The organism is Cobetia sp. SIMBA_158 (genome assembly GCF_046566945.1).
Taxonomy (GTDB): Bacteria; Pseudomonadota; Gammaproteobacteria; order Pseudomonadales; family Halomonadaceae; genus Cobetia; species Cobetia amphilecti.
Genome location: NZ_JAWJYL010001281.1, coordinates 1 through 228, shown reverse-complemented (window position 1 = coordinate 228; position 228 = coordinate 1). Strand labels below are relative to the sequence as shown.

Annotated in this window: 1 protein-coding gene; it reads right to left on the bottom strand. The window is 32.9% G+C overall.

What is annotated here, in order from left to right:
- The coding region (locus tag R2R70_RS23845) for a phage integrase N-terminal SAM-like domain-containing protein (RefSeq protein ID WP_410979468.1) at window positions 1–106 on the bottom strand (106 nt) is incomplete at its 3' end.
- Window positions 107–228: the final 122 nt, after the last annotated feature.

The following is a 228-nucleotide window of genomic DNA, read 5'->3' as shown; positions in this document are numbered from 1 at the left end:
TTGGGTGCCTCATAGAGTTAAAACGAATAAACGAAGCTATCCAGTATAAATACGCTTTAATGGTACTTTTAGCATAACGCTTTAGATACATTTGTTCGGCTATCATAGTTAAAAAAGGTGATTTCATGATATGAATCTCTAGCAAAATTTAACTGTATATATAGACAGTGCATATTGTTTTGTCCAATATTACTGATCTCCACCATTTCGGTGTATTTTCGCACTGAT